This is a genomic window from Streptomyces sp. NPDC002580, assembly GCF_042889485.1.
Taxonomy (GTDB): Bacteria; Actinomycetota; Actinomycetes; order Streptomycetales; family Streptomycetaceae; genus Streptomyces.
On the sequence record NZ_JBIAQZ010000001.1, the window covers coordinates 1,066,231 to 1,086,070 of the forward strand.

The following is a 19,840-nucleotide window of genomic DNA, read 5'->3' on the forward strand; positions in this document are numbered from 1 at the left end:
GGGGAGGTGACCGTGAACGCTAAGTCCAGCGCGAGCGCTGGCAACACCTGGCGAGACCTTCCCGCGGCGCAGCAGCCCGAGTACCCCGATGCCGAGGCTCTGCGCGATGTGGTCGCGGAGCTCGCGTCGTATCCGCCGCTCGTCTTCGCGGGCGAGTGCGACCAGCTGCGCGCCCGGATGGCGTCCGTCGCCAAGGGAGAGGCGTTCCTTCTCCAGGGCGGCGACTGCGCCGAGGCCTTCGATGCCGTGTCGGCCGACCAGATCCGCAACAAGCTCAAGACCCTGCTCCAGATGGGCGCCGTCCTCACGTACGCCGCCTCGGTGCCGGTGGTGAAGGTCGGCCGGATCGCCGGCCAGTACTCGAAGCCGCGCTCCAAGGGCACCGAGACCCGCGACGGCGTGACCCTGCCGACGTACCGGGGCGACTCGGTCAACGGCTTCGCCTTCGACGAGAAGTCCCGCGTCCCGGACCCCGAGCGCCTGAAGCGGATGTACAACGCCTCCGCCTCCACGCTCAACCTGGTGCGCGCCTTCGCCACCGGCGGGTACGCCGACCTGCGCCAGGTGCACGCCTGGAACCAGGACTTCGTGAAGTCGTCCCCGTCCGGCCAGCGCTACGAGCAGCTGGCGCGCGAGATCGACAACGCGATGAACTTCATGCGGGCCTGCGGGACCGACCCCGAGGAGTTCAAGACCGTCGAGTTCTACGCCTCCCACGAGGCGCTGCTCCTCGACTACGAGTCGGCGCTGACCCGCGTCGACTCGCGCACGGGCCACCTGTACGACGTCTCGGGCCACATGGTGTGGATCGGTGAGCGCACCCGTCAGCTGGACGGCGCGCACATCGAGTTCGCCTCGAAGATCCGCAACCCGATCGGGATCAAGCTGGGTCCGACGACGACGGCCGAGGAGGCGCTGCAGTACATCGAGCGCCTGGACCCGGACCGCGAGCCGGGCCGTCTCACCTTCATCGTGCGGATGGGCGCGGACAAGGTCCGCGACAAGCTGCCCGAGCTGGTCGAGAAGGTCACCGCCTCCGGCGCGACCGTGGCCTGGGTGACCGACCCGATGCACGGCAACACCTTCGAGGCGGCCTCGGGCCACAAGACCCGCCGCTTCGACGACGTGCTCGACGAGGTCAAGGGCTTCTTCGAGGTCCACAAGGGTCTCGGCACCCACCCCGGCGGCATCCACGTCGAGCTCACCGGTGACGACGTCACCGAGTGCGTGGGCGGCGGCGACGAGATCTTCGTCGACGACCTGCACCAGCGCTACGAGACGGCCTGCGACCCCCGTCTGAACCGCAGCCAGTCCCTCGACCTGGCGTTCCTCGTCGCCGAGATGTACCGCGACCAGTAGGAGACCGACAGGTGCCGCGGCCGTCACCGGCCGTGTCCGCCGCAGAGTGGCGTGGGGCGCGGATCACATACGATCCGCGCCCCCGCCACTTTTGTGGTTCCTGAACGGCGGGTAAGGTTAGGTTAGCCTCACCGATTAACGGGACGGCACGACCATCATTCCGGCGGGAGGTGAACCGCGTGTACGTCTGCAGTTGCTTCGGGATCACCGAACAGCAGGTGAAGAAGCACGCGGCGGACGGGGCCTGCACTCCTCGGCAGATAGCCTCCGCCTCCAAGGCTGGCACGGACTGCGGTTCGTGCGTCCGCAGCATCCAGGCACTGCTGGGCAGGGGCTCGTGTCCACGCCGTGAGCCGGCCGACCAGGGTGAACCGGTGCTCTCCGGAATCGGTGGACCCGCCGAGGCCGCCGTCCGGCGCGAGGCCGCCTAGCTCTCGGGCTGCTCGATGAGCTGCGCCAGGTAGAGCGGCTCGCCGAGCTTCTCCACCAGTTCGAGCTGGGTGTCCAGGTAGTCGATGTGGTGTTCCTCGTCCTCGAGGATCGACTCGAAGATGTTCGCGGACGTGATGTCGCCCTTCGCCCGCATCACCTCGATCCCACGCTTGAGGCGGTCGATAGCCTCGACCTCCACCTGCCGGTCCGCCTGGAACATCTCGGTGACCGTCTGTCCGATCCGGACGTGGAAGAGCCGTTGGTAGTTCGGCAGCCCGTCCAGGAAGAGGATCCGGTCGGTGAGCACCTCCGCGTGCTTCATCTCGTCGAACGACTCGTGCCGGGTGTACTTCGCGAGCTTCGTCCAGCCGAAGTTCTCCTGCATCTTCGCGTGCAGGAAGTACTGGTTGATCGCGGTCAGCTCACCGGTCAGCTGCTCGTTGAGGAATTCGATGACCTCGGGGTCGCCCTGCATCGCAGAGGCTCCTTCCAAGCGGGGGACTGGGCAGGTTGCGCCGCATCTTTGCACCGGCACCGGGGACCGTCCAGTAAGTGCATGCTTAGTAGGAGTTGCCCGAATCGCGTCCAGGCTGGTCATGGGCACTGTTCCGGGTCTGTCAGGATGGAGTCATGGGTCAGCCGGTGGAGCGGGAATCTGGAGAAACGGCACAGCCGGAGCTTCCGCCGGGACAGCGACTCCAGCGTGGCTGGCCCGTCACGCACTACGGACCCGTACCCAAGTTCCGCCCGGAACGCTGGGAGTTCAGGGTCTTCGGCGCCACCGCCGACGGCGAGAAGCGGTGCTGGGCCCACGAGGAGTTCACCGCGCTGCCGTACGCCTCCGTCGTCGCCGACCTGCACTGCGTCACGAAGTTCAGCATGCTCGGGGCCGAATGGGGCGGGGTCCGGGCTCGTACGATCCTGGAGCTGGCCCCGCCCGCACCCTCCGTGACCCACGTGATGGTCTGGGCGGAGTACGGCTTCAGCTCGAACCTGCGCCTCGCGGACTTCGCCTCCGAGCGCACCGTCTTCGCCACCCACAAGGACGGCGAGCTGCTGACGGCGGAGCACGGCTTCCCGCTGCGCCTGGTCGTCCCGCACCTGTACGCGTGGAAGGGGCCCAAGTGGGTGCGCGGCATCGAGTACATGACCACCGACCGCCGCGGCTTCTGGGAGGAGCGCGGCTACCACAACGTCGGTGACCCCTGGCGGGAGCAGCGCTACTCCTACCAGGAGGAGCCCGGGGACGGTCCCGAGCTCTGATCCCGGCGCCGTCGTGCGGACGCGTCAGTGGTGATACCGGTGGACCACCGCGTGCCCCTTGCCGCGGCCGATCATCCACTTGTTGACGGGCGTCGTGACCACGAAGGCGATCACCAGCGAGATGGCCAGCGAGACCCAGAACAGCGCGTCGGCCAGTTCGGCGTCCATCGCGTCCGGCCACAGCACGATCACCCCGTTGTCGATCAGTTCCATCACGGCGATCGACAGGGTGTCCGCGGCCAGTGCCACGCGGATCGCCGCCCGGAGCCCGAGCCCCGCCTTCAGTACGCCGCGCAGCGTGAGCGAGTAGCCGAAGAAGAAGGCCAGCGCGATCGCGAGGACCGTCGTCGGCACGTTCCCCCAGCCGAGCGCCGTGCCGATCACCATGCCGAGCACCTCGCCGATGGCGCAGCCGGTGAGGCAGTGCAGGGTCGCCCGGGCGGCCGTCGGCCAGGTCGCCCCGGCCGGCGCGGCCGTGTGTGCCCCGTGGTGCGTGTGTGCCTCGTGCTCCATGAGTTGCCCCCGATGACAGGTGACGGTTCCTTCGCGTAGCGGGAACCATATACCCCACGGGGGTATTCCTCGGCGGGTCGGGCGGTTGCCGGTCTCAGGCGTCGCGGAGCTTCTTCAGCCGCTCCACGTCGGCGGAGTGCCCCTCCTTCCCGCCGGGCGTCTCGATGATCAGGGGGACGCCCTCGGTGGCCGGATGCGTCATCAGGGCGCGGAAGGGGTCCTCGCCGATGTGCCCGGAGCCGATGTTCTCGTGACGGTCCTTGTGCGCGCCGACGACGTCCTTGGAGTCGTTGGCGTGGATCAGCTTGAGCCGCCCCTCGCCGACGGTGCCGACCAGCAGATCGAGGGTCTGGTGCATGCCGCTCGGCCCGGTCAGGTCGTGGCCCGCCGCGAAGATGTGGCAGGTGTCGAGGCAGACGCCCAGTCTGGGGTGGGCGTCGAGGGCCTCGAAGTACGGGCCGAAGTCCCAGGTGCGGGAGCAGAGGGAGGAGCCCTGGCCGGCCGTCGACTCCAGGAGGAGGAACGGGTCGTCGTCATGGGTCAGTTCGTCCAGCAGTGGCAGCAGGTGATCGCGCACCTGCTTCAGGGCGACGGACCGGTCCCGTCCGCCCGTCGCGCTCCCGGTGTGCACGACCACCCCCAGGGCGCCGATCTCCCGCCCGCGCCGCAGCGAGTGCCGCAGCGACTCCACCGATCTCTCGACCGTCGCCTCGGTGTGCGAACCGAAGTTGATCAGATACGGGGCATGGACGTACGCGGGGATCGACGCGTCGGCGCAGGCGGCGCGGAAGTCCTCGTCCTGCTTCGGGTTGCCGGCGGGAGTCGCCCAGCCGCGCGGGTTGGCGACGAAGACCTGGACGGTCTCGGCCGCGAGGTCGCGGGCGTAGGCCAGGCCGACGGAGTTGAGGCCGCCGGCCACGGGGACATGGCCGCCGACGGGGTTGCGGAGCTGCTTGCTGGTCACACCCGTCAGGGTGTCACGCGGCGCCGGCTCCCCCGAGAGCGGTCCTCGTGAGCCGGCCCCGGGAGGGCGGTGGCCCCCGGCGGTCGCTCCGCGGGGGCCGTGCGTCCTCCCGGCTCAGCGGATCTGGATCGTGATCGTCGAGCCCTTGGGCGCGGTGTCGCCGCCCTTCACCGACTGCTTCTTGACCGTGTCGCCGAACAGCCCGAGCAGTCCGCGGTCCTCGTCGACCTCGAACCCGGCGCCCTCGAGAGCCTGCTTGGCGTCGTCCACGCTGTCGCCCACGACGTCCGGGACCTCGACCAGCGGGGGGCCCTTGGAGACCGTCAGCGTCACCGTGTCGCCCTTCGCGGCGTCACGGCCCGCGATCGGCGTCTGCTCGGCCACCTGGCCCTTGTCGAAGTCCGAGGTGACCCGGGTCGTGGCGATCTTCACCTTCAGGCCGGCGTCCTCCAGTTCCGAGGTGGCGTCCTCGACGGACGAGCCCGTCACCTCGGGAACCTCCACCCGGCTGCCCTTGCTGACGATGATCGCGATCGCCGAACCCGAGCGCCGGGGTGTACCCGCCTCCGGGTCGGTACCGATCACGAAGCCCTTGGCCACGTCGTCGCTGTACTCCCGGGTGACCATGCCCGGGGCGAGGCCGTCGCCCTTGAGGGCGTCCTTCGCCTTGAACAGCGCGAAGCCCTCCAGGTCGGGCACCTTCACCGTCCGCGGGCCGTTCGAGACGGTCAGCGTCACGGAGTCGTTGTCGCGGATCCGCTCGCCGACACCGGGATCGGTGCTGATGACCGCGCCGCGCTTCACGGTGTCGCTGTAGGCGTGCTTCACCTGCTTGACCTCGAGCCCGGCGTCCTGGAGCCGGTCCTTGGCCTGCGCCTCGGTCTTCTGCAGGACCGGTGGGACCTTGGTGAACTGGCCGGAGTTGATGTACCAGACACCGGCGCCGAGGCCGAACGCCAGCACGATCGCGGCGACGACCATGAGCATCCCGCGCCGCGGACGCGTGCCCGGGTGCCGTACCGCCGGGTCCGCGACGGCGCCGAAGGGGCTGGCCTGCTCGAACCGGCTGGTCCGGTTCAGGCCGTCCCCCTCGTCCTCGTTCACGGGCAGTGGGCGGGGGACGGACAGCGACCGCGGGATCACGCTCGTACGGTCGTCGGCGTTGTCGTGGCCGACGGAGAGGGCTCCCGGCGGGACGGCGTCGAGCTGCTCCGCGGTGAGACCGGCCCGGGCCTCGAGCACCTGGCCGAGCAGCGCCACCGCGTCGGCCGGGCGGATCTCGGGATTGCGCGCGGTGGCCGTGGTGACCAGCTCGTCCAGCGGGTACGCCATGCCCGGCACGGCGGCCGACGGAGGCGGCACGTCCTCGTGGAGGTGCTGGTAGAGGACCTGCGCGGGGGAGTCCCCGGTGTACGGCTTGGCGCCGGTGAGCATCTCGTAGAGGACGACCCCGCAGGCGTACACGTCGACCCGGGTGTCGGCGGTGCCGTGCTCGATCTGCTCGGGGGCGAGGTACGACACCGTGCCGAGGACGGCGCCCGTCGTGCTCGTCACCGTGTCCACCGCGCGGACGAGCCCGAAATCCGCCACCTTGACCCGGCCGTCGTCCCCTATCAGGACGTTCTCCGGCTTCATGTCGCGGTGCACGAACCCGGCGCGGTGCGCGGCGCCGAGGGCGGCGAGCACCGGCTCCAGGATGTCGAGCGCGGCGCGCGGCTGGAGGGCGCCGCGCTCGCGGAGCACGTCACGCAGGGTGCACCCGGCGATGTACTCCATGGCCAGGTAGACGTACGACCCGTCCGCGCCCTGGTCGAAGACCTGCACCACATTGGGGTGCGCGAGCCGGGCCACCGACTTGGCCTCGCGGATGAACCGCTCGACGAACGAACTGTCGGCGGCCAGCGTCGGGTGCATCACCTTGAGGGCGAGCACGCGGTCGAGGCGGGTGTCCACGGCCCGGTAGACCGTGGCCATGCCGCCGACCGCGATCCGTGCCTCGACGCGGTAGCGGCCGTCGAGCACGTGTCCGACAAGCGGGTCCTGAAGGGTCGTATCCACGCAGGTGAGTCTACGATCCGTCACCGTCACGCCGCCCCGTTCGGCCCATTCCCGGGTCCGACTGCAGCCGACCTGTGACGCACACCGGGGGCGGGAAAGCGCTGACCTCGTACAAATGTCCGATCGGGCGTCGTCCCGTCGCCGCAAGACCGCAACGCGACAACCTGCGTGGCCGGAAACGTCCGCTGGGCGGACCGGCGACGCACGGCGCGGACGGTCGATCAGAACGCCGGGCGCTCCGGGTCGAGCGCCGCCATGCCCCCGGCCGGGGAGGACGCCGTGGCGAAGTGCCGCCGGGGAATGCGCCCCGCCCGCCGCGCCAGGCGTCCCGCCTCCACCGCGTGCCGCATGGCCTCCGCCATCAGCACCGGCTCCTGCGCCCGGGTCACCGCCGAGGCGAGCATCACGCCGGCGCAGCCCAGTTCCATCGCGAGCGCGGCGTCCGAGGCCGTCCCCGCCCCCGCGTCCAGGATCACCGGCACCCGCGCCTGCTCGACGATCAGCTGGAAGTTGTGCGGGTTGCGGATCCCGAGCCCGGACCCGATGGGCGAGCCGAGCGGCATGACCGCCGCGCAGCCGACGTCCTCCAGCTTCCGCGCCAGCACCGGATCGTCGTTCGTGTACGGCAGCACGGTGAAGCCGTCGTCCACCAGCGTCTCCGCCGCGTCGAGCAGCTCGATCGGATCGGGCAGCAGGGTCCGCTCGTCGGCGATGACCTCCAGCTTGACCAGATCGGTGCCCAGCGCCTCGCGCGCCAGACGGGCGGTCAGCACGGCCTCGCCGGCGGTGTAGCAGCCGGCCGTGTTCGGCAGGACCCGGATGCCCAGCCGGTCGAGCACCGACAGGACCGAACCGTGCACGGAGGCGTCCACCCGGCGCATCGCGACCGTCGTCAGCTCCGTGCCGGACGCCACCAGGGAGCGCTCCAGGACGTCGAGGCTGGGCGCGCCGCCCGTGCCCATGATCAGCCGGGACCCGTAGGTCGTACCGCCGAGGACGAAGGGGTCGTCGGCCATGGGTCAGCCTCCCTGGACGGCGGTGAGGACTTCCACGCGGTCGCCGTCGGTGAGGGAGGTGGACGGCCACTGCGCGCGCGGGACGACGGTCTCGTTCAGGGCGGCGGCCACTCCGGACGGCGCGGGGGTGAGGGTCGCGACGAGCGTGTCGAGCGCGGTGCCCGCGGCGATCCGCCGCCGCTCCCCGTTGACGACGATGTTCATACGGGCAGCTCCGTGAGAGTGGGGAGGGCGTCGGCGCCGAAACGCAGGGGAGTGAAGGGGCGGGCCTCGGCGGGGAGTTCGCCGGTGGTCAGGACGTGGGCCATGGCGTCGCCGGTGACAGGCGTCAGGAGCACGCCGTTGCGGAAGTGCCCGGTGGCCAGCAGCAGTCCGTCCAGCGCGGTCGGGCCGAGCAGCGGCGCGTTGTCGGGCGAACCCGGACGCAGCCCCGCGCGGGTCTCGACCAGCGGCAGTTCGGTGATGCCGGGCACCAACTCGTGGGCGTCCCGCAGCAGTTCGTAGACACCTCCCGCCGTCACCGTGGTGTCCCAGCCCAGCTCCTCGCTGGTCGCGCCCACCACGAGCTCGCCGTTCTCGCGCGGCACCAGATAGACGTGGCTGCCACGCACCACGGCGCGCACGGTGCGGTTCAGGAAGGGCGCGCACCGCTGGGGCACGGAGAGCCTCAGCACCTGGCCCTTCACCGGGCGCACGGGCGGCAGGACGTCCTCGGGGACGCCCTCCAGGCGCCCGCTGAGGCTGCCCCCGGCGAGGACCACCCGGCCCGCGGCGAGCTCGGTGCCGTCCGTGGTGACGACCCCGGCGGCCCGCTCCCGTACGACCGTCAGCCGCTGCGCCCACGTCCGGTGCAGGACGACCCCGGCCCGCTCGCAGGCCGTGACCAGGGCTGCCGCCAGGCGCCGCGGGTCGATCTGGTGGTCGCCGTCGACCCGCAGGCCGCCGCGTACGCCGGGCGCCAGCATCGGTTCGAGACGGCGGCACTCCCGGCCGCTCAGCCACTGCGACTCCAGCCCCGACCGGATCTGCAGGGCGTGCAGTTCCCGCAGGTGGGCGCGGTCGTCGGCGTCCAGCGCGACGGCCAGCGTGCCGGACCGGAGGTAGCCGAGGTCCTGGCCGGTCGCCTCGGTGAGCTCGGCGGCGAAGTCCGGATAGCGGCGCGCGGAGGCGAGGTTGAGACCCAGCAGGGTCTCCTCGCCGTAGTGCAGCTCGGTCACGGCGGCCAGCATCCCGGCCGCCACCTGCGCGGCCCCGCCACCCGGCTCGGGGTCCACGAGCGCGGTGGTGAACCCGCGCTGCGCGGACCGCCAGGCCGTCACGAGACCGATGATTCCGCCCCCGATGACGAGGACGTCTGACGAACGTGCAGGCGACATGGGCGTCCAGCCCCTCCCTTCGCCGGCATGATCCGGATCAGGTTCGTACGGTCGGAGGCCGCTCCAGCCTCCCTCTCAGCCCGGTGCGTCCGGGCTCCCGCGAGTGCTTTACGTTGGCCAGCCTAGCCCGCCGCCGCCCGCCCCAGTAAGGGAGCCTCCGCCCATGGCCCGATCGCTCGACGGCCTCGTCCTCGCCCCCGTAGCCGACCAGGCTCCCGGGCAGGTGGGGACCCGCACCCGGTTCGCGTACCGCGAGGAGAACGGCGTGGTCTGGGCCGGCTACGCGGGCGGCGACGTGGTCCGCGGCCATCTTGTGGGTACCCGTGAGGGTGACCGCCTCGACTTCCGGTACGTGCAGCTGAAGCACGACGGGACCACCGCGTCGGGCCACTGCGTGTCCCTCGTGGTGGAACTGCCCGACGGCCGGGTGCGGCTGGAGGAGACCTGGGAGTGGGAGTCGCGGGAGGGCACAGGGACGAGCGTGGTGGAAGAGGTGCGCGGGACCGGCCGTGTGGAACAGGTCACTGAGCACGTCCGCTGACTGATGAACTGTCAGGTGTCTAAGGTGATCAGGTGAGCGAGCAGACGCAGGCACAGTCCCCGGCGCGGGGGTCCACGGCACGGCGGGTCGTCGTGGTGGGCGCGGGCATGGCCGGGGTGCAGACCGCGGTCGCCCTGCGCGAGCAGGGCTTCACGGGCACCGTCACGCTGATCGGCGCGGAGCCTCACCAGCCGTACGACCGGCCGCCGCTGTCCAAGGCGGTCCTGCTGGGCAAGGCCGAGGGCTCCGCCTTCGACATCGACTTCGAGGCCCTGGACATCGATCTCAGGCTGGGCCGCGAGGCGCTCGGCGTGCGCCCCGCGGACCACGAGCTGGACACGGCGGGCGGGCCCGTCCCGTACGACGTCCTGGTCGTGGCCACCGGCGCGGAACCGATCCAGCTGCCCGGCGCGGAGGGCGTGCCCGGAGTGCATCTCCTGCGCACCCTGGACGACGCCGACCGGCTGCGTCCCGTCCTCGCCCGGCAGCACGACATCGTGGTCGTCGGCGCGGGCTGGATCGGCGCCGAGTTCGCCACGGCCGCGCGTGAGGCGGGGTGCGAGGTCACCGTCGTGGAGGCCGCCGACCGGCCGCTCGCCGACGCCCTGCCCGCCGAGGTGGCCGCGCCGATGACCGCCTGGTACGCGGACAGCGGGGCCTTGCTGCGCACCCACGCGCGCGTGGAGCGCGTCGAGCCCGGCGCGGTGGTCCTGGACGACGGCTCCCGGCTGCCCGCGGGCGCCGTCGTGGTCGGGATCGGGGCGCGGCCCGCGACCGCCTGGATCGCCGGTTCGGGCATCGAGCTCGGCGCCCACCGCGAGATCGTCGCCGACGAGCACCTGCGCACCTCCCTGCCCGACGTGTACGCGGTCGGCGACTGCGCCTCCTTCCCGTCGGGACGCTACGAGGACCGTCTCCTCGTCCACCACTGGGACAACGCCCTCCAGGGCCCGCGCACGGTCGCCGCGAACATCATCGGAGAGTCGCCCGCCGCCTACGACCCGGTGCCGTACTTCTGGTCCGAGCAGTTCGGCCGCTTCGTGCAGTACGTCGGCCACCACGCGCCCGCCGACTCCCTGGTGTGGCGCGGTGACCCCTCGGGCGCCTCCTGGTCGGTGTGCTGGCTCCGCGAGACACGTCTGGTCGCCCTCCTGGCGGTCGGCCGGCCCAGGGATCTCGCCCAGGGCCGCCGGCTCATCGAGGCGGGTGCGCCGATGGATCCGGAGCTTCTCGAGGACCCGTCGAGGCCGCTCAAGGCCGCCACCGCCTGATCCGTCACCCTGGTCGGACGCCCTCGGCTTCCGACTGTCGGTCCGGGATGGCAGGCTTGTCCCGTGACCGAGATTGACGCAAAGATCGATGCTCTCGTCCCCGCCTGGCTCACCCTCCCCGACATCGCCGAACAGTTCGGCGTCGAGGTGACGCGCGTCCGGCAGCTGGTCAAGGACGGCCAGCTGATCGCCGTACGCCGTGGTGAGAACCGCGCGCTGCACGTCCCCGCCGACTTCATCGACGCGGACGAACAGAAGGTCGTCAAGGGCCTGGCCGGCACCCTGACGCTCCTGAGGGACGACGGCTTCTCCGACGAAGAGGCCCTCGAGTGGCTCTTCACCCCCGACCCGAGCCTGCCCGGCACCCCCGCGCAGGCGCTGAGCGAGAATCGCGGCACGGAGGTGAAGCGCCGCGCCCAGGCGCTCGCCGTCTGACCTGAACGAGACCGTCCGGCGCGGGGAGCGCGGCGGGCGGGACCATCCCGCCCGCCGCGCTCCCCGCGCACCGACAAGGGGGGACACCCGCATGCCTGAGAACGCCGCCGCCACCGCGAGGGCCCGGCTCGCCGACGCCCGCGTCTACCTGTGCACGGACGCCCGCAGGCGTCAGGGCGACCTCGCCGAGTTCCTCGACGCGGTCCTGGCGGGCGGCGTCGACATCGTGCAACTGCGGGACAAGGGCATGGAGGCGGGCGAGGAACTGGAACACCTCCAGGTCCTCGCGGACGCCTGCGCCCGCCACGGCAAGCTCCTCGCGGTCAACGACCGGGCGGACGTGGCCCACGCCGCCCGGGCCGACGTCCTGCACCTGGGCCAGGGGGACCTCCCGGTTCCCGCGGCCCGGGCGATCCTCGGGGACCAGGTGATCATCGGCCGCTCCACGCACTCCGGACCCGAGGCCGCCGCCGCGGCGGTCCAGGAGGGCGTGGACTACTTCTGCACCGGCCCCTGCTGGCCCACCCCCACCAAGCCCGGCCGCCACGCCCCCGGCCTCGACCTGGTCCGCGCCACGGCCGCCCTCGGCACCGACCGTCCCTGGTTCGCGATCGGCGGCATCGACCTCGGCCGGCTCGACGAGGTGCTCGAAGCGGGCGCCCGCCGGGTCGTCGTCGTCCGGGCCATCACCGAGGCGGACGATCCGGGCGCGGCGGCGGCGGAGTTCGCCAAGCGGCTGCGCGACGCCTGAGCGCCCGCCGGCGAGGCCGCTGTCCGAGGGGTGGACAAGAAATCGACAGATGGGACAAATCCCAGCGGTTCGGTTGGGGGACCGCCGCCCGCTGGCTAACCTGCGGACATGGCCCTCGGATCTGCTTCCACCAGGACTGATCGCGCACGCACCGTGCGCGACATGCTCGCGACCGGCAAACAGACCTGTTCGTTCGAGTTCTCGGCGCCGAAGACCCCCAAGGGCGAGCGGAACCTGTGGAACGCCCTGCGGCGGGTCGAGGCCGTCGCGCCCGATTTCGTCTCGGTGACCTACGGGGCCGGCGGCTCCACCCGGGCCGGCACGGTCAAGGAGACCGAGCAGATCGTCCTCGACACCACCCTCACGCCGGTCGCGCACCTCACCGCCGTCGACCACTCCGTCGCGGAACTGCGCAACATCATCGGGCAGTACGCGGACGCGGGCATCCGGAACATGCTCGCCGTGCGCGGCGACCCGCCCGGCGACCCCATGGGCGAGTGGGTCCCGCACCCCAAGGGCCTGACCTACGCGGCCGAACTCGTGCGCCTCATCAAGGAGTCGGGCGACTTCTGCGTCGGGGTCGCGGCCTTCCCCGAGATGCATCCGCGATCCACCACCTGGGACCAGGACGTGTCTCACTTCGTGGACAAGTGCCGGGCCGGCGCCGACTACGCGATCACGCAGATGTTCTTCCAGCCGGAGTCCTACCTCCGCCTGCGCGACCGTGTCGAAGCGGCGGGCTGCGCGACGCCGGTCATCCCGGAGGTCATGCCTGTGACAAGTGTGAAGATGTTGGAACGGCTGCCCAAACTCTCGAACGCTTCGTTCCCGGACGTCCTGAAAGAGCGGATCCTCACAGTCGAAGACGATCCGGCGGCTGTACGCTCCATGGGGATCGAGTTCGCGACGGAGTTCTGCGCGAGGCTGTTGGCCGAGGGAGTCCCCGGGCTGCACTTCATCACGCTGAACAACTCCACGGCGACGCTGGAAATCTACGAGAATCTGGGCCTGCATCACCCGCAGCAGGCCTAGACCGGTCGCACCCACGTACGACACACTGCGTAGCGGCCACTGGGAGAGGGGCGTACATGGGCTTGACGGTCCTCTATCTGGCATTCGGCATCGTCGCGCTGTGGCTGCTCGGCGAAGTGCTGTTGCAGTACAAGGCGCGACTGCGGTTCCGGCTGCTCGCGTTCGTCGGCTTCCTCGGCGTGGTCCTCGGCGTCCTGATGCACTCGGTCGTGGTCATCGGCCTGGGCGCGGCGGCCTTCACCGTCGGTCAGACCTACGTGACGCTGTCGTTCCGCCAGGGCTTCGCGCAGGGCTGGGCCATCAAGGGCCCCGGCGCGGAGGAGAAGCCCGGCAAGCCCAGCAAGCGCCGCCGTGGCGAGCCGGACGACGCGGATCCGCCGGAGGAGAACGCCGACCTCGAAGAGGTCGAGGTCGCCGCCTACCGGCGCGAGGACCAGTACGCGGACGAGGACGACGTCTTCACGCCCGCCCCGTCCGACCGGTTCACGCCCCCGGCGCCGGCCGAGCCCACGGCCGCCGAGTCCACCTCGGTGTACGAGCCGCAGCCGCTGCCCGAGGACACCGGGTCCTACGGTGTGTACGACTCCGGCGCGTACGCCGCCGCCACCGACCAGTCCTACGCCGGCGCGTCCGCCTCCCAGGACCAGCAGGCCTACGCGACGGGCCAGAACCAGCAGGCGTACGACACGGGCCAGAACCAGCAGGCCTACGCGTACGACGGCTACACGGGCTACGACCAGCAGCAACAGCAACAGCAACAGCAGCAGTACGGCTACGACCAGCAGCAGTACGCCACCTACACGGACCCGTACACCGGCCAGCAGACCTACACGGGCGCCACGTACGACCAGAGCGCCTACAACGGCGGCGACCAGCAGTACGCGCAGCAACAGCAGCAGGGCTACGGCCAGGACCAGTACGCCACCGGAACGTACGGCGGGGAGACCCCGGCCGGCGGTGTCTGGGTGCCGCAGCAGCGCACCGACGAACAGCAGTACGGCGGGGAACTCCCGCCCGAGCAGCAGCAGTACCCGTACCAGGGCAACGGCACCGACAACGCCGGGTTCGACGAGCAGTACCGCTACTGACCGTCCGGACAGCGGCCGGCGGTCTCCCGCCGCCCCTGTCCGACGGCCGGCTCACTGCGAGCCCCGGAACTCCGGTCCCTCCACGATCAGCCCGGCCACCAGCGCGCCCGACATGCCCGCGTGCGGCAGACCGCCGCCGGGGTGCGCCCAGCCACCGGCCGCGAAGAGTCCGGCCACCCGCGTGCTGTTCGACGGGTGCAGCAGCCTGCCGCCCCCCGCCGCGAGCGCGGGGGCGGGCACCGCGCCCCCCTCGGCGCCGGTCGCCTCCGCGATGTCGGCCGGGGTGCGGACCTCGTGCCACAGGAGCCGGTCGCGCAGACCGGGCAGGGCCCGCCCGGCGGCGTCCAGGACCCGTTCCACGTCCGCCCCGGACACCTCGGCGCCCGACGGCACCGTGACGGTCAGCGTGACGGCCTCGTGCTCCGGGTCCGGTACGAGCGCGGGGTCGTCGGGGCGGGACACCACGACGGTGGGCGCCTCGGGCAGTCCGGGACGCTCGCCGAAGAGCCGGTCCAGCTCGCCCTCGCGGTCGGTCGTGTGGACCACCGTCCGATGCGCCGCCCCGGCGGGCCGCCCACCGCGCAGCGCGAGCAGCACGGTCAGCCGGCTGGCCGCGCCGGGCTGCGGCGGAACCTCGTCACCACCCCGGACCGCGGCTCCGGGAAGCAGGCCCTCCAGGATGCCGGGCGCCACGCCCGCGACCACGAAGTCGGCCTCCTCGAACGTGTCCGCCGCGGAGTCGGAAGGCCGGGAGGCGCCCCCGGCGAGCTCCACGCCGACGACCCGGCCGTCCTTCTCGACGATCCGCTCGACGGACGTCCCGAGACGGAACTCGACCCTGCGGTCCAGACACCGCTCGTACACCGCGCGGGCCAGCTCCCGGACACCGCCGCGCACGTACCAGGTGCCGAAGGCGTGCTCCACGTACGGCAGTACGGCGGCGCTCGCCGGAGTGACGCGCGGATCGAGTCCGTACGCCAGGGCGTGGCTCTCCAGGAGGGCCGTGAGGCGCGCGTCGCGCAGCTCCCAGGCGGCGACCTCGGCGAGGGTGCCCGCCCGGCGGGTGCGCAGCAGCCTCTTGTGCGGCATCGAGGGGTAGGGGTCGCGCTCCGCCAGCATCGGCCAGTTGGGCCACAGCGGCTCCTCCAGGAGCGGTCTGCGCGCCCGGTCCCACGCCTCGCGGGCCCGCACCAGGAAATCTCCCCACCGCGCCCCCGCGCCCGCCCCGAGCGCCTCGTCCAGCGCGGTGAGCACGCCCGCGCGGGACGCGTTCGGCAGGGACACCCGGGTGCCGTCGGCGAAGACGTGGCAGGCCGACGGGTCGACCTGCACCAGCTCGACGCACTCCTCCAGGGGCCGCTTGCCGGTCTTGACGAACAGGTCGCGGTAGACGGCGGGCACCGGAAGCAGTCCCGGTCCGGTGTCGAAGACGAAGCCGTCCCGCTCGAAGCGGCGCACCGCTCCGCCGTACGTCTGCGTCCGCTCGTACACCACCACCCGGTGGCCCGCCACGGCCAGCCGGGCGGCGGCCGCCATCGCGCCCATGCCGGCGCCGATCACCGCGATCCGTCCCATGCCGGCGACTTTATCGGCCCCCGCCGACAGTCCCGTCCCGGAGGCCGTCCGGCCCGGCCTCGGCCCCGCCGCGCCCGTATCCCGCGCGCCCGTAGCTCCGCCGCCGTCAGTCGCGGTCCGCCCGTGACACCCGGTCGGGCGGCCGCCCCACGCGCCCGGCCGTCCGCCGCTCCTCGCGGCGTTGCGCCCTGCGGCGCAGGAAGCGTCTGATCCGCGACACCAGGAAGCAGAGCACCACGAGCCCGGCGGCCAGCAGGACACCGGCGATGACCGCGGCGGCCCCCGGATGGAACATCGCGAAGGTGAGGAGGCCCGCGACCCCGAGGTCCTCGGCGGCGCTCATCGCGAAGTTGCTGAACGGCTCCGGCGAGGTGTTGACAGCCATCCGCGTCCCGGCCTTGACCGTGTGGCTCGCCAGCGCCGTCGAACCGCCGATCAGACCCGCCGTCAGATCCGGGATTGAGCCGCTCTGCCCGGCGAGCAGCGCCCCGACCCACGCGCCCGCCGCCGGCCGGATCACGGTGTGCGCGGAGTCCCACAGGGAGTCCACGTACGGGATCTTGTCGGCGACCGCCTCGCAGAGGAAGAGCACCCCGGCTGTGATCAGGATCTCAGGACGCTGCAGGGACTCGGGGACGTCGTCGCTCAGCCCGGTCGCGCCGAAGAGACCGAGGAGCAGCACCACCGCGTAGGCGTTGACGCCGCTGGCCCAGCCGCTGGTGAAGACCAGGGGGAGTACGGACACGGACGCGATCGTAGCCAGTCGGCGACGGCGCGTCCTGGGCATGAGCGCGCAGGCCTGAGTATCCGTACCTACGACATGAGATGAGTAGGCGCACGGATGGGGCGCCACCTGCGCGAACGGCAGAGTGGGGCCACGGAGAGGGGCGCGGCTCCGGCACCGCCGACACGGGGCGGCGGAACGGAACTCGCGCCCTTTGCCGCTCCTTCCGCCGGCCCGTTCGGCGGGAGCGAGGCACGGGGGAACCCGGGGGACGACCGAACGGTGGCCCGACGGGGTACGGGGGAACGCACGGGGGAGTACGACGAAGGCGCCGGTCCGGACGGCCCGCGGGGGACGCGGCCGTCCGGACCGGCGCCTTCGCACGGGGTGACCGCGCGGGTGCGTGCGCGCGCTCCGCGGAACTCCGTCCCCTGCCGGACCCGCACCCCGGTGGGTGCCCGGCCGGCGGTGGGAACGGCCGGGCTCAGCGGTGGCCGCTCACCCGCCCCTGGAGGAGCCGGGACAGCGCCGCGTGGACGTCGTCCAGGGAGCGCTCGGACTGGAAGGCCTGCCAGTCCAGGGCGGCCACCAGGACCATCCCGACCAGGGCCGCCGCCGTCAGCGGGATGTCGATCTCGTCGCTGAGCTCCCCGCCCGCCACCGCGTCGCGCAGGACGTCCTCGACGACCGCGACCGCCTGCTGCCGCACCACCATCAGGGTGGACTGCCAGGCGCGGTTGGTGCGCCAGAGCTCCGCCACGTACAACTGGGTGAAGGCCGGATAGCGGTTGATGAAGACGAGTCCCGCCCGGATCATCGCGTCCAGCGCGTCGACCTTGCTGCCGCCCTCCTGGGCGGTCCGCTCCGCGGCCTCCCGCAGCGAGGCGGTGAGGAGTCCCACCCCGTGCCGCAGCAGCTCTTCGAAGAGGACCGACTTGCTCGCGAAGTTGTAGTAGACCGTGCCCTTCGCGACCCCGGCGCGCTCGGCGATCTCGTCCACCGTGGTGGCGGAGAAGCCCTGCTCGGCGATCAGGGTGACGGCCGCCTCGTAGAGCTTCTGCCGGGTCGCCTCGCGTCGGCCGCCGCCGGCCGTGCTGCTGCTGTCCATGGTCATGATTGTCACAGGCGGGCCCTGCGGCTTCGTCACAGGCTCAGCTCCGGGTGCAGCCGGTCGAGGGTCCACACCTGCTTGCGGCGCGCCGACAGGGCGGTGAGCGCGAGGGCGCCCACGGTGAACGCCACCAGGACCAGGCACGCCGTCCTGACCGGTTCGAGGCCGCCGCCGCTGATGAGCCTGCGGAGGGCGTCGACGACGTAACTCATCGGCAGGAACGGGTGGATCGCGTTGAAGAAGCCCGGGCTGGTCTGGACGGGGTAGGTTCCGCCCGCCGAAGTGAGCTGGAGCATCAGGAACGCGAGGACGAGGATCCGCCCCGCCGCTCCGAAGCGCGCGTTCAGCCACTGCACGATCGCTGCGAAGCAGGCCGACACCAGGAACAGGAAGCCCACCGTCCCGGCCGCCCGCACCATCTGGAGTCCGATCGCCCAGTGGAGCACCGCCATCAGCGCGGCCGTCTGGAGCACGCCCACGGCGGCGACCGGCAGCCAGCCCGCCAGTGCGATGCGCCAGGCCGAGGCACCCGCGGCGAGCGCGCGCCGGTTCAGCGGCTGGATCAGCATGTACGCCACCATCGCGCCGACCCACAGGGACAGCGGGATGAAGTACGGGGCGAAGCCCGTGCCGTAGTTGGGTGCCTTGTGCAGGTCCCTGGAGGCCAGTTGCACCGGGTCGGCCATGACCTCGGTGCGCTGGTCGCGGTCGGGCTTGTCGTAGTCGGGGATCTGGCCGGCACCGTCGTGCAGTCCGCCGGCCAGCTTCCCGGAGCCGCCGACGAGCTTGTACAGGCCGCCGTCGAGGTCGCTGGCGCCCGTCTTCAGGAGGCCGACACCCGTGTCGAGGTCCGCCGCGCCGGTCCTGGCCGTGCCGAGACCGGAGTGCAGCCGCTTCGCCCCCTTGGCGACCGCGGAGGCTCCGTCGTTGAGCGCGTTGATCCTGGAGACGCTGTCGTCGAGGTCCTCGGAGAGACGCGGTGAGCGTTCGGCGAGGGCCTGTGCCTGCTTCTCCAGCGTCGCGAGGTTCTTGTCGAGCCTGTCGAGATCGCCGTCCTGGTCGTCGATCAGGGTGTTCACGTCGTCGGCGACCTCGACGACGTCCGCGGCCGCCTCCTTCGCCTTCTTCAGCTCGGGGCACGCGGTGTCGGGGACCGGCGGGGTCTCGCACCGCGCGCCGTAGAGCGTGTCCAGCGCGCCGGACGCCGTGCGCGCGCCCTCGGCGGCGCCCGGCGCCGTCTCCACCAGGGTGTCGAGGTTGTGGCGGATCCCGGCGGCCGAGTCGGCGACCAGCCGGGCCGTGTCGCCGATCGACTTCTCGTTGTCCTTGAAGAAGGGGCCCACCTTGCCCGCGATCCCGTTGACCTTGTCGGCCAGCGCCTGGGTGCCGTCCGCGACCCGGCGCGACCCGTCCTCCACGTCACCGGCGCCCTTGTCGAGCTTCTTCAGGCCCCCGGAGAGGTCTCCACTGCCCTTCTTGGCCTTCTGGAGGCCGTTCGCGAGGTTCTTGGAGCCCTTCTTCGCCCTGCCGATGCCGCCGTTGAGCCGGTCGGCACCCTCGGCCGCGCGCACGGTCGCCCCGTGGATGTCCGAGAAGGAGATGAAGATCTTGTCGAGGAAGGAACGCGAGGCCTTCGTGGACGCGGCCGTCCGCACCTCGCTGAACACCGTGCGGGAGATCTGCCCGACGATGTAGTTGTTCGCGTCGTTGGTCCGCACCTGGAGCGCGCTCGTCTCGGGGGAGCCCCCGGAACTGGACGCGATCCGCTTGCTGAAGTCGCCCGGCATGGTCAGCGACAGGTAGTAGGTGCCGTCCTCCACGCCCCGGCGGGCCTCGGCGGAGGTCACCTCGTGCCACTCGAAGGTGTCGCTGTCGCGCAGCCCCTCGGTGATGTCGTCCCCCACGTCGACCTTCTTGCCGCCGGCCGTCGCCCCCGCGTCCTCGTTCACCAGCGCCACCGGGATCCGGTCGAGACGGCCGTACGGGTCCCAGAACGACCACAGGTAGAGGGCGCCGTACAGCAGCGGCAGCAGCAGGAGCGCCACCAGCGCGGCGCGCGGGAGCCGGCCCCGGGCGAAGCGGCGGAGTTCGAGGGCGGCCAATTCAGGCGAGCGCATCAGCCGTCTCCTTGTCGTCGGTGTCGGTGTCGGTGTCGGGGGCGGTGTCCGCGTCCGCGTCCGGGTCCGCGTCCGCGTCCGGGTCCGCGTCCGCGTCCGGGTCGGAGTCCGCGTCGAGGGCCGTCCCGGCCACCGACGCCGCGGTGGTGGCGGCTGCGGTGGCCGTGGTGTCGGGGTCGGCTCCGGCGGCTACGTGCACGGTGACGGGGGCTGT

Annotated in this window: 20 protein-coding genes and 1 riboswitch; of the genes, 9 read left to right on the forward strand and 11 right to left on the reverse strand. The window is 72.0% G+C overall.

Annotation, left to right across the window (positions count from 1 at the left end; all coding sequences use genetic code 11):
* The first annotated feature begins 6 nt into the window (after positions 1–6).
* Positions 7–1,359: a class II 3-deoxy-7-phosphoheptulonate synthase gene (locus ACFYW7_RS04570; RefSeq protein WP_389497737.1), complete on the forward strand. Its 1,353-nt coding sequence runs from the start codon at positions 7–9 to the stop codon at positions 1,357–1,359.
* Positions 1,360–1,529: 170 nt separating this feature from the next.
* The gene (locus ACFYW7_RS04575) at positions 1,530–1,790 is read left to right on the forward strand and encodes a bacterioferritin-associated ferredoxin (protein ID WP_389497740.1); all 261 of its coding nucleotides are present in this window, start codon (positions 1,530–1,532) and stop codon (positions 1,788–1,790) included.
* On the opposite strand, the gene bfr is transcribed toward ACFYW7_RS04575, so the two are convergent.
* Positions 1,787–2,266 carry a bacterioferritin gene (gene bfr / locus ACFYW7_RS04580; protein ID WP_389497743.1) on the reverse strand — a complete coding sequence of 160 codons (480 nt, stop codon included), beginning with the start codon at positions 2,264–2,266 and terminating at the stop codon, positions 1,787–1,789. The two genes, ACFYW7_RS04575 and bfr, sit on opposite strands and share 4 nt — an antisense overlap.
* A gap of 155 nt (positions 2,267–2,421) precedes the next feature.
* Between bfr and ACFYW7_RS04585 the strand changes: the two genes are divergently transcribed.
* Positions 2,422–3,054 carry a sulfite oxidase-like oxidoreductase gene (locus ACFYW7_RS04585; protein ID WP_389497745.1) on the forward strand — a complete coding sequence of 211 codons (633 nt, stop codon included), beginning with the start codon at positions 2,422–2,424 and terminating at the stop codon, positions 3,052–3,054.
* A 24-nt stretch (positions 3,055–3,078) separates the two neighbouring features.
* Here ACFYW7_RS04585 and ACFYW7_RS04590 read toward each other — a convergent pair whose 3' ends face one another.
* From ACFYW7_RS04590 to thiO, 6 genes are all read right to left on the reverse strand, one after another.
* Positions 3,079–3,567: a DUF4396 domain-containing protein gene (locus tag ACFYW7_RS04590; RefSeq protein ID WP_389497747.1), complete on the reverse strand. Its 489-nt coding sequence runs from the start codon at positions 3,565–3,567 to the stop codon at positions 3,079–3,081.
* 94 nt (positions 3,568–3,661) lie between these two features.
* Positions 3,662–4,531 carry a deoxyribonuclease IV gene (locus ACFYW7_RS04595; RefSeq protein WP_389497749.1) on the reverse strand — a complete coding sequence of 290 codons (870 nt, stop codon included), beginning with the start codon at positions 4,529–4,531 and terminating at the stop codon, positions 3,662–3,664.
* Between the two features lie 114 nt (positions 4,532–4,645).
* The gene (pknB, locus tag ACFYW7_RS04600; protein ID WP_389497751.1) at positions 4,646–6,589 is read right to left on the reverse strand and encodes a Stk1 family PASTA domain-containing Ser/Thr kinase; all 1,944 of its coding nucleotides are present in this window, start codon (positions 6,587–6,589) and stop codon (positions 4,646–4,648) included.
* A gap of 221 nt (positions 6,590–6,810) precedes the next feature.
* Positions 6,811–7,605, reverse strand: coding sequence for a thiazole synthase (locus tag ACFYW7_RS04605; RefSeq protein WP_389497753.1), 795 nt, complete (start codon positions 7,603–7,605; stop codon positions 6,811–6,813).
* A 3-nt stretch (positions 7,606–7,608) separates the two neighbouring features.
* The gene (thiS, locus tag ACFYW7_RS04610; RefSeq protein WP_389497755.1) at positions 7,609–7,809 is read right to left on the reverse strand and encodes a sulfur carrier protein ThiS; all 201 of its coding nucleotides are present in this window, start codon (positions 7,807–7,809) and stop codon (positions 7,609–7,611) included.
* Positions 7,806–8,981, reverse strand: a complete 1,176-nt coding sequence (gene thiO, locus ACFYW7_RS04615) for a glycine oxidase ThiO (protein WP_389497757.1) — start codon at positions 8,979–8,981, stop codon at positions 7,806–7,808. The genes thiS and thiO overlap by 4 nt, the downstream gene beginning before the upstream one ends.
* Positions 8,979–9,092: riboswitch (TPP riboswitch) on the reverse strand. Its footprint overlaps the gene before it by 3 nt.
* Before the next feature lie 52 nt (positions 9,093–9,144).
* Here thiO and ACFYW7_RS04620 point away from each other — a divergent pair.
* The 6 genes from ACFYW7_RS04620 (at position 9,145) to ACFYW7_RS04645 (ending at position 14,099) form a co-directional block, all read left to right on the forward strand.
* Positions 9,145–9,522 carry a hypothetical protein gene (locus tag ACFYW7_RS04620; RefSeq protein WP_389497759.1) on the forward strand — a complete coding sequence of 126 codons (378 nt, stop codon included), beginning with the start codon at positions 9,145–9,147 and terminating at the stop codon, positions 9,520–9,522.
* Between the two features lie 32 nt (positions 9,523–9,554).
* The gene (locus ACFYW7_RS04625; RefSeq protein ID WP_389497761.1) at positions 9,555–10,793 is read left to right on the forward strand and encodes an NAD(P)/FAD-dependent oxidoreductase; all 1,239 of its coding nucleotides are present in this window, start codon (positions 9,555–9,557) and stop codon (positions 10,791–10,793) included.
* A 63-nt stretch (positions 10,794–10,856) separates the two neighbouring features.
* Positions 10,857–11,228 carry an Rv2175c family DNA-binding protein gene (locus ACFYW7_RS04630; protein WP_261706908.1) on the forward strand — a complete coding sequence of 124 codons (372 nt, stop codon included), beginning with the start codon at positions 10,857–10,859 and terminating at the stop codon, positions 11,226–11,228.
* Between the two features lie 91 nt (positions 11,229–11,319).
* Positions 11,320–11,979, forward strand: coding sequence for a thiamine phosphate synthase (thiE, locus tag ACFYW7_RS04635; RefSeq protein WP_389497763.1), 660 nt, complete (start codon positions 11,320–11,322; stop codon positions 11,977–11,979).
* Positions 11,980–12,087: 108 nt separating this feature from the next.
* Positions 12,088–13,011, forward strand: coding sequence for a methylenetetrahydrofolate reductase [NAD(P)H] (gene metF, locus ACFYW7_RS04640; protein WP_389497765.1), 924 nt, complete (start codon positions 12,088–12,090; stop codon positions 13,009–13,011).
* A 56-nt stretch (positions 13,012–13,067) separates the two neighbouring features.
* Positions 13,068–14,099, forward strand: a complete 1,032-nt coding sequence (locus ACFYW7_RS04645) for a hypothetical protein (RefSeq protein ID WP_389497767.1) — start codon at positions 13,068–13,070, stop codon at positions 14,097–14,099.
* A 51-nt stretch (positions 14,100–14,150) separates the two neighbouring features.
* Here the strand turns inward: ACFYW7_RS04645 and ACFYW7_RS04650 are convergent, their stop codons facing one another.
* From ACFYW7_RS04650 to ACFYW7_RS04665, 4 genes are all read right to left on the reverse strand, one after another.
* Positions 14,151–15,674 carry a phytoene desaturase family protein gene (locus ACFYW7_RS04650; protein ID WP_389497769.1) on the reverse strand — a complete coding sequence of 508 codons (1,524 nt, stop codon included), beginning with the start codon at positions 15,672–15,674 and terminating at the stop codon, positions 14,151–14,153.
* A gap of 106 nt (positions 15,675–15,780) precedes the next feature.
* Positions 15,781–16,419 carry a DUF4126 domain-containing protein gene (locus tag ACFYW7_RS04655; protein ID WP_389497771.1) on the reverse strand — a complete coding sequence of 213 codons (639 nt, stop codon included), beginning with the start codon at positions 16,417–16,419 and terminating at the stop codon, positions 15,781–15,783.
* A gap of 463 nt (positions 16,420–16,882) precedes the next feature.
* Positions 16,883–17,506: a TetR/AcrR family transcriptional regulator gene (locus ACFYW7_RS04660; protein ID WP_389497773.1), complete on the reverse strand. Its 624-nt coding sequence runs from the start codon at positions 17,504–17,506 to the stop codon at positions 16,883–16,885.
* A gap of 35 nt (positions 17,507–17,541) precedes the next feature.
* Positions 17,542–19,626: a YhgE/Pip family protein gene (locus ACFYW7_RS04665; protein WP_389497775.1), complete on the reverse strand. Its 2,085-nt coding sequence runs from the start codon at positions 19,624–19,626 to the stop codon at positions 17,542–17,544.
* Positions 19,627–19,840 lie beyond the last annotated feature (214 nt).

Bases quoted from the DNA above. Each gene is read 5' to 3' on its own strand.
- bfr (WP_389497743.1), bottom strand. From the start codon at position 2,266: ATGCAGGGCGACCCCGAGGTCATCGAATTCCTCAACGAGCAGCTGACC.
- ACFYW7_RS04585 (WP_389497745.1), top strand. From the start codon at position 2,422: ATGGGTCAGCCGGTGGAGCGGGAATCTGGAGAAACGGCACAGCCGGAG.
- ACFYW7_RS04590 (WP_389497747.1), bottom strand. From the start codon at position 3,567: ATGGAGCACGAGGCACACACGCACCACGGGGCACACACGGCCGCGCCG.
- ACFYW7_RS04605 (WP_389497753.1), bottom strand. From the start codon at position 7,605: ATGGCCGACGACCCCTTCGTCCTCGGCGGTACGACCTACGGGTCCCGG.
- thiS (WP_389497755.1), bottom strand. From the start codon at position 7,809: ATGAACATCGTCGTCAACGGGGAGCGGCGGCGGATCGCCGCGGGCACC.
- thiO (WP_389497757.1), bottom strand. From the start codon at position 8,981: ATGTCGCCTGCACGTTCGTCAGACGTCCTCGTCATCGGGGGCGGAATC.
- ACFYW7_RS04620 (WP_389497759.1), top strand. From the start codon at position 9,145: ATGGCCCGATCGCTCGACGGCCTCGTCCTCGCCCCCGTAGCCGACCAG.
- thiE (WP_389497763.1), top strand. From the start codon at position 11,320: ATGCCTGAGAACGCCGCCGCCACCGCGAGGGCCCGGCTCGCCGACGCC.
- metF (WP_389497765.1), top strand. From the start codon at position 12,088: ATGGCCCTCGGATCTGCTTCCACCAGGACTGATCGCGCACGCACCGTG.
- ACFYW7_RS04645 (WP_389497767.1), top strand. From the start codon at position 13,068: ATGGGCTTGACGGTCCTCTATCTGGCATTCGGCATCGTCGCGCTGTGG.
- ACFYW7_RS04650 (WP_389497769.1), bottom strand. From the start codon at position 15,674: ATGGGACGGATCGCGGTGATCGGCGCCGGCATGGGCGCGATGGCGGCC.
- ACFYW7_RS04660 (WP_389497773.1), bottom strand. From the start codon at position 17,506: ATGGACAGCAGCAGCACGGCCGGCGGCGGCCGACGCGAGGCGACCCGG.
- ACFYW7_RS04665 (WP_389497775.1), bottom strand. From the start codon at position 19,626: ATGCGCTCGCCTGAATTGGCCGCCCTCGAACTCCGCCGCTTCGCCCGG.